This window comes from Sphaerotilus uruguayifluvii, assembly GCF_013294065.1.
GTDB lineage: Bacteria > Pseudomonadota > Gammaproteobacteria > Burkholderiales > Burkholderiaceae_C > Sphaerotilus > Sphaerotilus uruguayifluvii.
The window spans coordinates 1-11101 of the sequence record NZ_JABSNM010000038.1; the positions used below are offsets into that span (position 1 = coordinate 1).

Sequence of the window (11101 nt, forward strand, 5' to 3'; positions counted from 1 at the left end):
TCTTTAAAAATCAACAGCCGATAAGCGTGGGCGTGAGAGGCGAAGTGTCTCGGATCTTTGGGTCCGGGTCCTTGGGACCTTAAACGCTCATGGATAGAGAAGTGAAGTTCACTTCGATTCCTTAGAGCAAAATCAAGATCGAACTGAAGAGTTTGATCCTGGCTCAGATTGAACGCTGGCGGCATGCCTTACACATGCAAGTCGAACGGTAGAGGGGCAACCCTCGAGAGTGGCGAACGGGTGAGTAATGCATCGGAACGTGCCCAGTCGTGGGGGATAACACTTCGAAAGAAGTGCTAATACCGCATACGACCTGAGGGTGAAAGCGGGGGATCGCAAGACCTCGCGCGATTGGAGCGGCCGATGTCAGATTAGGTAGTTGGTGGGGTAAAGGCCTACCAAGCCGACGATCTGTAGCTGGTCTGAGAGGACGACCAGCCACACTGGGACTGAGACACGGCCCAGACTCCTACGGGAGGCAGCAGTGGGGAATTTTGGACAATGGGCGAAAGCCTGATCCAGCCATGCCGCGTGCGGGAAGAAGGCCTTCGGGTTGTAAACCGCTTTTGTCAGGGAAGAAATCTTCTGGGCTAATACCTCGGGAGGATGACGGTACCTGAAGAATAAGCACCGGCTAACTACGTGCCAGCAGCCGCGGTAATACGTAGGGTGCAAGCGTTAATCGGAATTACTGGGCGTAAAGCGTGCGCAGGCGGTGATGTAAGACAGAGGTGAAATCCCCGGGCTCAACCTGGGAACTGCCTTTGTGACTGCATCGCTGGAGTGCGGCAGAGGGGGATGGAATTCCGCGTGTAGCAGTGAAATGCGTAGATATGCGGAGGAACACCGATGGCGAAGGCAATCCCCTGGGCCTGCACTGACGCTCATGCACGAAAGCGTGGGGAGCAAACAGGATTAGATACCCTGGTAGTCCACGCCCTAAACGATGTCAACTGGTTGTTGGGAGGGTTTCTTCTCAGTAACGAAGCTAACGCGTGAAGTTGACCGCCTGGGGAGTACGGCCGCAAGGTTGAAACTCAAAGGAATTGACGGGGACCCGCACAAGCGGTGGATGATGTGGTTTAATTCGATGCAACGCGAAAAACCTTACCTACCCTTGACATGGCAGGAATCCCGCAGAGATGTGGGAGTGCTCGAAAGAGAGCCTGCACACAGGTGCTGCATGGCCGTCGTCAGCTCGTGTCGTGAGATGTTGGGTTAAGTCCCGCAACGAGCGCAACCCTTGTCATCAGTTGCTACGAAAGGGCACTCTGATGAGACTGCCGGTGACAAACCGGAGGAAGGTGGGGATGACGTCAGGTCCTCATGGCCCTTATGGGTAGGGCTACACACGTCATACAATGGCCGGTACAGAGGGTTGCCAACCCGCGAGGGGGAGCCAATCCCAGAAAACCGGTCGTAGTCCGGATCGCAGTCTGCAACTCGACTGCGTGAAGTCGGAATCGCTAGTAATCGCGGATCAGAATGTCGCGGTGAATACGTTCCCGGGTCTTGTACACACCGCCCGTCACACCATGGGAGCGGGTTCTGCCAGAAGTAGTTAGCCTAACCGCAAGGAGGGCGATTACCACGGCAGGGTTCGTGACTGGGGTGAAGTCGTAACAAGGTAGCCGTATCGGAAGGTGCGGCTGGATCACCTCCTTTCTGGAAAAGACGAAGCGCCTGACTGCACAACAGTCCAGGACGTGGAGTCAAAACAGCACGACACTTCAAGTTTCGCGCCCACACTTATCGGCTGTCACGACAGAGTCAGAAGAGATTGGGGTCTGTAGCTCAGTCGGTTAGAGCACCGTCTTGATAAGGCGGGGGTCGTTGGTTCGAATCCAACCAGACCCACCACCAATGTTCAAGGGGGATTAGCTCAGCTGGGAGAGCACCTGCTTTGCAAGCAGGGGGTCGTCGGTTCGATCCCGTCATCCTCCACCATCACTTCTGACATCGATCCAGGCAGACCTGAGTGCTGAAACGAGCACTGAGGTCTGTCTCGAAAGAGGCTGTTGTTCTTTAAAAATTCGTAGAGTCGAATCAGCGTTGTTGGCGGAAATGCCGCAGGGGTAAAGGCCTGCAGGCAACCGTGCCGCCAATGACAATTGATTGCGTCACCAGACAACAACAAGGTCCGGAAGTGATTCCGGAGCGAGTTGAAAGTACGGCAAACGTAGATACTCAAACACATGACCTGGCGAAGTCAGTCAGGTCAGTGCAGTCCTTGACGATGTCGGATGCGTCCGATGTCAAAGTTATAGGGTCAAGTGACTAAGTGCATGTGGTGGATGCCTTGGCGATCACAGGCGATGAAGGACGTGATAGCCTGCGAAAAGCTGCGGGGAGCTGGCAAATGAGCTTTGATCCGCAGATGTCCGAATGGGGAAACCCACCCGCAAGGGTATTGCATGCTGAATACATAGGCATGCAAGGCGAACCCGGCGAACTGAAACATCTCAGTAGCTGGAGGAAAAGACATCAACCGAGATTCCGAAAGTAGTGGCGAGCGAAATCGGAACAGCCTGCTAGTGATAGCACGGGACTCAGCAGAACGGTCTGGAAAGGCCGGCCATAGTGGGTGATAGCCCCGTATGCGAAAAGATCCGTGTGGTACTGAGCTAGCGACAAGTAGGGCGGGACACGTGAAATCCTGTCTGAAGATGGGGGGACCATCCTCCAAGGCTAAATACTCGTGATCGACCGATAGTGAACCAGTACCGTGAGGGAAAGGCGAAAAGAACCCCGGGAGGGGAGTGAAATAGATCCTGAAACCGCATGCATACAAAAAGTCGGAGCCCTCCGGGGTGACGGCGTACCTTTTGTATAATGGGTCAGCGACTTACATTCAGTGGCGAGCTTAACCGAATAGGGTAGGCGCAGGGAAACCGAGTCCGAACAGGGCGTCTTCAGTCGCTGGGTGTAGACCCGAAACCAGGTGATCTATCCATGGCCAGGATGAAGGTGCGGTAACACGCACTGGAGGTCCGAACCGACTAGTGTTGCAAAACTAGCGGATGAGCTGTGGATAGGGGTGAAAGGCTAAACAAACCTGGAAATAGCTGGTTCTCTCCGAAAACTATTTAGGTAGTGCCTCAAGTATTACCGTCGGGGGTAGAGCACTGTTTAGGCTAGGGGGTCATGGCGACTTACCAAACCTATGCAAACTCCGAATACCGATGAGTACAGCTTGGGAGACAGAGCACCGGGTGCTAACGTCCGGACTCAAGAGGGAAACAACCCAGACCGCCAGCTAAGGTCCCTAAAATTGGCTAAGTGGGAAACGAAGTGGGAAGGCTAAAACAGTCAGGATGTTGGCTTAGAAGCAGCCATCATTTAAAGAAAGCGTAATAGCTCACTGATCGAGTCGTCCTGCGCGGAAGATGTAACGGGGCTCAAGCCAGTTACCGAAGCTGCGGATGCACCGCAAGGTGCGTGGTAGGAGAGCGTTCTGTAAGCCTGTGAAGGTGTCTTGAGAAGGATGCTGGAGGTATCAGAAGTGCGAATGCTGACATGAGTAGCGTTAAAGGGGGTGAAAAGCCCCCTCGCCGTAAGCGCAAGGTTTCCTACGCAACGTTCATCGGCGTAGGGTGAGTCGGCCCCTAAGGCGAGGCAGAGATGCGTAGCTGATGGGAAACAGGTCAATATTCCTGTACCGATTGCAAGTGCGATGTGGGGACGGAGAAGGTTAGCTCGGCCGGGTGTTGGATGTCCCGGTTCAAGCGTGTAGTCATGCCCCTCAGGCAAATCCGGGGGGCTAAGATGAGGCGTGATAACGAGGCGGCTTGCCGCCGAAGCGAGTGATACCCTGCTTCCAGGAAAAGCCACTAAGCTCCAGCTTGCAACGACCGTACCGCAAACCGACACTGGTGCGCGTGATGAGTATTCTCAGGCGCTTGAGAGAACTCTGGAGAAGGAACTCGGCAAATTGACACCGTAACTTCGGAAGAAGGTGTGCCTCAAGTCGGTGAAGCCCCTCGCGGGTGGAGCCAAACGAGGCCGCAGAGAATCGGTGGCTGCGACTGTTTAATAAAAACACAGCACTCTGCAAAGACGAAAGTCGACGTATAGGGTGTGACGCCTGCCCGGTGCTGGAAGATTAAATGATGGGGTGCAAGCTCTTGATTGAAGTCCCAGTAAACGGCGGCCGTAACTATAACGGTCCTAAGGTAGCGAAATTCCTTGTCGGGTAAGTTCCGACCTGCACGAATGGCGTAACGATGGCCACACTGTCTCCTCCAGAGACTCAGCGAAGTTGAAATGTTTGTGATGATGCAATCTCCCCGCGGAAAGACGGAAAGACCCCATGAACCTTTACTGTAGCTTTACATTGGACTTTGAACAGATCTGTGTAGGATAGGTGGGAGGCTTTGAAGCCAGGACGCTAGTTCTGGTGGAGCCGACGTTGAAATACCACCCTGGTGTGTTTGAGGTTCTAACCTTGGTCCCTTATCGGGATTGGGGACAGTGTATGGTGGGCAGTTTGACTGGGGCGGTCTCCTCCCAAAGTGTAACGGAGGAGTTCGAAGGTACGCTAGCCACGGTCGGAAATCGTGGTGATAGTGCATTGGCATAAGCGTGCTTGACTGCGAGACTGACAAGTCGAGCAGGTACGAAAGTAGGACAAAGTGATCCGGTGGTTCTGTATGGAAGGGCCATCGCTCAACGGATAAAAGGTACTCTGGGGATAACAGGCTGATACCGCCCAAGAGTTCATATCGACGGCGGTGTTTGGCACCTCGATGTCGGCTCATCTCATCCTGGGGCTGTAGCCGGTCCCAAGGGTATGGCTGTTCGCCATTTAAAGAGGTACGTGAGCTGGGTTTAAAACGTCGTGAGACAGTTTGGTCCCTATCTTCCGTGGGCGCTGCAGAATTGAGAGAGCCTGCTCCTAGTACGAGAGGACCGGAGTGGACGCACCTCTGGTGTACCGGTTGTCACGCCAGTGGCATCGCCGGGTAGCTATGTGCGGAAGAGATAACCGCTGAAAGCATCTAAGCGGGAAACTCGTCTCAAGATAAGTTCTGCCGGGGCCTCGAGCCCCCTGAAGAGTCGTTCGAGACCAGAACGTTGATAGGCTGGGTGTGGAAGAGCGGTAACGCTTTAAGCTGACCAGTACTAATTGCTCGTGAGGCTTGACCCTATAACTTTGACATTTTCGTCAAGGTATGGGTGTCGATGTGAACCGTACTTCAGTCACGGTGAACGCAATCAATTGACAGACCAGCGCTGATTCATGCAGATTCTACGAATTGTCTTTCAGGCTCGATCCTGAAAGACCAACGGTTATGCCTGACGACCATAGCGAGGTGGTCCCACTCCTTCCCATCCCGAACAGGACAGTGAAACGCCTCCGCGCCGATGATAGTGCGCATTCGCGTGTGAAAGTAGGTCATCGTCAGGCTTCTACAAGCGAGAAACGCCCAGTCTACGGACTGGGCGTTTTCTTCTCTTCGTCTTGTCTAGAGAGTGCAGCCGCACCGATCGATGTCTCAGGACATCAGGTCGGCTTCAGTCTCTAGAGCAGACAAGCGAATCGGCAAAGGCCATGTTCTTGACAGGGCTTATGAAATGCTCGATAATCTCGCTTCTTTGCTGATGACTGATTTCGATTGGTTGTCACGCCGGAAACGGCAAGCTCTTTAAAAATCAACAGCCGATAAGCGTGGGCGTGAGAGGCGAAGTGTCTCGGATCTTCGGATCCGGGTCCTTGAGACCTTAAACGCTCATGGATAGAGAAGTGAAGTTCACTTCGATTCCTTAGAGCAAAATCAAGATCGAACTGAAGAGTTTGATCCTGGCTCAGATTGAACGCTGGCGGCATGCCTTACACATGCAAGTCGAACGGTAGAGGGGCAACCCTCGAGAGTGGCGAACGGGTGAGTAATGCATCGGAACGTGCCCAGTCGTGGGGGATAACACTTCGAAAGAAGTGCTAATACCGCATACGACCTGAGGGTGAAAGCGGGGGATCGCAAGACCTCGCGCGATTGGAGCGGCCGATGTCAGATTAGGTAGTTGGTGGGGTAAAGGCCTACCAAGCCGACGATCTGTAGCTGGTCTGAGAGGACGACCAGCCACACTGGGACTGAGACACGGCCCAGACTCCTACGGGAGGCAGCAGTGGGGAATTTTGGACAATGGGCGAAAGCCTGATCCAGCCATGCCGCGTGCGGGAAGAAGGCCTTCGGGTTGTAAACCGCTTTTGTCAGGGAAGAAATCTTCTGGGCTAATACCTCGGGAGGATGACGGTACCTGAAGAATAAGCACCGGCTAACTACGTGCCAGCAGCCGCGGTAATACGTAGGGTGCAAGCGTTAATCGGAATTACTGGGCGTAAAGCGTGCGCAGGCGGTGATGTAAGACAGAGGTGAAATCCCCGGGCTCAACCTGGGAACTGCCTTTGTGACTGCATCGCTGGAGTGCGGCAGAGGGGGATGGAATTCCGCGTGTAGCAGTGAAATGCGTAGATATGCGGAGGAACACCGATGGCGAAGGCAATCCCCTGGGCCTGCACTGACGCTCATGCACGAAAGCGTGGGGAGCAAACAGGATTAGATACCCTGGTAGTCCACGCCCTAAACGATGTCAACTGGTTGTTGGGAGGGTTTCTTCTCAGTAACGAAGCTAACGCGTGAAGTTGACCGCCTGGGGAGTACGGCCGCAAGGTTGAAACTCAAAGGAATTGACGGGGACCCGCACAAGCGGTGGATGATGTGGTTTAATTCGATGCAACGCGAAAAACCTTACCTACCCTTGACATGGCAGGAATCCCGCAGAGATGTGGGAGTGCTCGAAAGAGAGCCTGCACACAGGTGCTGCATGGCCGTCGTCAGCTCGTGTCGTGAGATGTTGGGTTAAGTCCCGCAACGAGCGCAACCCTTGTCATCAGTTGCTACGAAAGGGCACTCTGATGAGACTGCCGGTGACAAACCGGAGGAAGGTGGGGATGACGTCAGGTCCTCATGGCCCTTATGGGTAGGGCTACACACGTCATACAATGGCCGGTACAGAGGGTTGCCAACCCGCGAGGGGGAGCCAATCCCAGAAAACCGGTCGTAGTCCGGATCGCAGTCTGCAACTCGACTGCGTGAAGTCGGAATCGCTAGTAATCGCGGATCAGAATGTCGCGGTGAATACGTTCCCGGGTCTTGTACACACCGCCCGTCACACCATGGGAGCGGGTTCTGCCAGAAGTAGTTAGCCTAACCGCAAGGAGGGCGATTACCACGGCAGGGTTCGTGACTGGGGTGAAGTCGTAACAAGGTAGCCGTATCGGAAGGTGCGGCTGGATCACCTCCTTTCTGGAAAAGACGAAGCGCCTGACTGCACAACAGTCCAGGACGTGGAGTCAAAACAGCACGACACTTCAAGTTTCGCGCCCACACTTATCGGCTGTCACGACAGAGTCAGAAGAGATTGGGGTCTGTAGCTCAGTCGGTTAGAGCACCGTCTTGATAAGGCGGGGGTCGTTGGTTCGAATCCAACCAGACCCACCACCAATGTTCAAGGGGGATTAGCTCAGCTGGGAGAGCACCTGCTTTGCAAGCAGGGGGTCGTCGGTTCGATCCCGTCATCCTCCACCATCACTTCTGACATCGATCCAGGCAGACCTGAGTGCTGAAACGAGCACTGAGGTCTGTCTCGAAAGAGGCTGTTGTTCTTTAAAAATTCGTAGAGTCGAATCAGCGTTGTTGGCGGAAATGCCGCAGGGGTAAAGGCCTGCAGGCAACCGTGCCGCCAATGACAATTGATTGCGTCACCAGACAACAACAAGGTCCGGAAGTGATTCCGGAGCGAGTTGAAAGTACGGCAAACGTAGATACTCAAACACATGACCTGGCGAAGTCAGTCAGGTCAGTGCAGTCCTTGACGATGTCGGATGCGTCCGATGTCAAAGTTATAGGGTCAAGTGACTAAGTGCATGTGGTGGATGCCTTGGCGATCACAGGCGATGAAGGACGTGATAGCCTGCGAAAAGCTGCGGGGAGCTGGCAAATGAGCTTTGATCCGCAGATGTCCGAATGGGGAAACCCACCCGCAAGGGTATTGCATGCTGAATACATAGGCATGCAAGGCGAACCCGGCGAACTGAAACATCTCAGTAGCTGGAGGAAAAGACATCAACCGAGATTCCGAAAGTAGTGGCGAGCGAAATCGGAACAGCCTGCTAGTGATAGCACGGGACTCAGCAGAACGGTCTGGAAAGGCCGGCCATAGTGGGTGATAGCCCCGTATGCGAAAAGATCCGTGTGGTACTGAGCTAGCGACAAGTAGGGCGGGACACGTGAAATCCTGTCTGAAGATGGGGGGACCATCCTCCAAGGCTAAATACTCGTGATCGACCGATAGTGAACCAGTACCGTGAGGGAAAGGCGAAAAGAACCCCGGGAGGGGAGTGAAATAGATCCTGAAACCGCATGCATACAAAAAGTCGGAGCCCTCCGGGGTGACGGCGTACCTTTTGTATAATGGGTCAGCGACTTACATTCAGTGGCGAGCTTAACCGAATAGGGTAGGCGCAGGGAAACCGAGTCCGAACAGGGCGTCTTCAGTCGCTGGGTGTAGACCCGAAACCAGGTGATCTATCCATGGCCAGGATGAAGGTGCGGTAACACGCACTGGAGGTCCGAACCGACTAGTGTTGCAAAACTAGCGGATGAGCTGTGGATAGGGGTGAAAGGCTAAACAAACCTGGAAATAGCTGGTTCTCTCCGAAAACTATTTAGGTAGTGCCTCAAGTATTACCGTCGGGGGTAGAGCACTGTTTAGGCTAGGGGGTCATGGCGACTTACCAAACCTATGCAAACTCCGAATACCGATGAGTACAGCTTGGGAGACAGAGCACCGGGTGCTAACGTCCGGACTCAAGAGGGAAACAACCCAGACCGCCAGCTAAGGTCCCTAAAATTGGCTAAGTGGGAAACGAAGTGGGAAGGCTAAAACAGTCAGGATGTTGGCTTAGAAGCAGCCATCATTTAAAGAAAGCGTAATAGCTCACTGATCGAGTCGTCCTGCGCGGAAGATGTAACGGGGCTCAAGCCAGTTACCGAAGCTGCGGATGCACCGCAAGGTGCGTGGTAGGAGAGCGTTCTGTAAGCCTGTGAAGGTGTCTTGAGAAGGATGCTGGAGGTATCAGAAGTGCGAATGCTGACATGAGTAGCGTTAAAGGGGGTGAAAAGCCCCCTCGCCGTAAGCGCAAGGTTTCCTACGCAACGTTCATCGGCGTAGGGTGAGTCGGCCCCTAAGGCGAGGCAGAGATGCGTAGCTGATGGGAAACAGGTCAATATTCCTGTACCGATTGCAAGTGCGATGTGGGGACGGAGAAGGTTAGCTCGGCCGGGTGTTGGATGTCCCGGTTCAAGCGTGTAGTCATGCCCCTCAGGCAAATCCGGGGGGCTAAGATGAGGCGTGATAACGAGGCGGCTTGCCGCCGAAGCGAGTGATACCCTGCTTCCAGGAAAAGCCACTAAGCTCCAGCTTGCAACGACCGTACCGCAAACCGACACTGGTGCGCGTGATGAGTATTCTCAGGCGCTTGAGAGAACTCTGGAGAAGGAACTCGGCAAATTGACACCGTAACTTCGGAAGAAGGTGTGCCTCAAGTCGGTGAAGCCCCTCGCGGGTGGAGCCAAACGAGGCCGCAGAGAATCGGTGGCTGCGACTGTTTAATAAAAACACAGCACTCTGCAAAGACGAAAGTCGACGTATAGGGTGTGACGCCTGCCCGGTGCTGGAAGATTAAATGATGGGGTGCAAGCTCTTGATTGAAGTCCCAGTAAACGGCGGCCGTAACTATAACGGTCCTAAGGTAGCGAAATTCCTTGTCGGGTAAGTTCCGACCTGCACGAATGGCGTAACGATGGCCACACTGTCTCCTCCAGAGACTCAGCGAAGTTGAAATGTTTGTGATGATGCAATCTCCCCGCGGAAAGACGGAAAGACCCCATGAACCTTTACTGTAGCTTTACATTGGACTTTGAACAGATCTGTGTAGGATAGGTGGGAGGCTTTGAAGCCAGGACGCTAGTTCTGGTGGAGCCGACGTTGAAATACCACCCTGGTGTGTTTGAGGTTCTAACCTTGGTCCCTTATCGGGATTGGGGACAGTGTATGGTGGGCAGTTTGACTGGGGCGGTCTCCTCCCAAAGTGTAACGGAGGAGTTCGAAGGTACGCTAGCCACGGTCGGAAATCGTGGTGATAGTGCATTGGCATAAGCGTGCTTGACTGCGAGACTGACAAGTCGAGCAGGTACGAAAGTAGGACAAAGTGATCCGGTGGTTCTGTATGGAAGGGCCATCGCTCAACGGATAAAAGGTACTCTGGGGATAACAGGCTGATACCGCCCAAGAGTTCATATCGACGGCGGTGTTTGGCACCTCGATGTCGGCTCATCTCATCCTGGGGCTGTAGCCGGTCCCAAGGGTATGGCTGTTCGCCATTTAAAGAGGTACGTGAGCTGGGTTTAAAACGTCGTGAGACAGTTTGGTCCCTATCTTCCGTGGGCGCTGCAGAATTGAGAGAGCCTGCTCCTAGTACGAGAGGACCGGAGTGGACGCACCTCTGGTGTACCGGTTGTCACGCCAGTGGCATCGCCGGGTAGCTATGTGCGGAAGAGATAACCGCTGAAAGCATCTAAGCGGGAAACTCGTCTCAAGATAAGTTCTGCCGGGGCCTCGAGCCTCCTGAAGAGTCGTTCGAGACCAGGACGTTGATAGGCTGGGTGTGGAAGAGCGGTAACGCTTTAAGCTGACCAGTACTAATTGCTCGTGAGGCTTGACCCTATAACTTTGACATTTTCGTCAAGGTATGGGTGTCGATGTGAACCGTACTTCAGTCACGGTGAACGCAATCAATTGACAGACCAGCGCTGATTCATGCAGATTCTACGAATTGTCTTTCAGGCTCGATCCTGAAAGACCAACGGTTATGCCTGACGACCATAGCGAGGTGGTCCCACTCCTTCCCATCCCGAACAGGACAGTGAAACGCCTCCGCGCCGATGATAGTGCGCATTCGCGTGTGAAAGTAGGTCATCGTCAGGCTTCTATTCCAGCAAACCCCTCTGATCTTCTGGTCAGAGGGGTTTTTGCTTTG

At 53.9% G+C, this 11101-nt stretch carries 4 tRNA genes and 6 rRNA genes; all 10 read left to right on the plus strand.

Going from position 1 to position 11101, the window contains the following annotated elements:
• Window positions 1-140 precede the first annotated feature (140 nt).
• Window positions 141-1665, plus strand: a 16S ribosomal RNA gene (locus tag HNQ01_RS21905).
• 118 nt (window positions 1666-1783) lie between these two features.
• Window positions 1784-1860: transfer RNA gene (locus HNQ01_RS21910), tRNA-Ile, on the plus strand.
• Between the two features lie 11 nt (window positions 1861-1871).
• A tRNA-Ala gene (locus tag HNQ01_RS21915) sits at window positions 1872-1947 on the plus strand.
• 320 nt (window positions 1948-2267) lie between these two features.
• Window positions 2268-5146: ribosomal RNA gene (locus HNQ01_RS21920) — 23S ribosomal RNA — on the plus strand.
• Window positions 5147-5294: 148 nt separating this feature from the next.
• A 5S ribosomal RNA gene (gene rrf, locus HNQ01_RS21925) occupies window positions 5295-5407 on the plus strand.
• Window positions 5408-5782: 375 nt separating this feature from the next.
• A 16S ribosomal RNA gene (locus HNQ01_RS21930) occupies window positions 5783-7307 on the plus strand.
• Window positions 7308-7425: 118 nt separating this feature from the next.
• A tRNA-Ile gene (locus HNQ01_RS21935) sits at window positions 7426-7502 on the plus strand.
• Between the two features lie 11 nt (window positions 7503-7513).
• Window positions 7514-7589: transfer RNA gene (locus HNQ01_RS21940), tRNA-Ala, on the plus strand.
• Between the two features lie 320 nt (window positions 7590-7909).
• Window positions 7910-10788, plus strand: a 23S ribosomal RNA gene (locus HNQ01_RS21945).
• A gap of 148 nt (window positions 10789-10936) precedes the next feature.
• Window positions 10937-11049, plus strand: a 5S ribosomal RNA gene (rrf, locus tag HNQ01_RS21950).
• Together the 16S, 23S and 5S rRNA genes with 4 tRNA genes alongside form the textbook arrangement of a ribosomal RNA operon.
• Window positions 11050-11101: the final 52 nt, after the last annotated feature.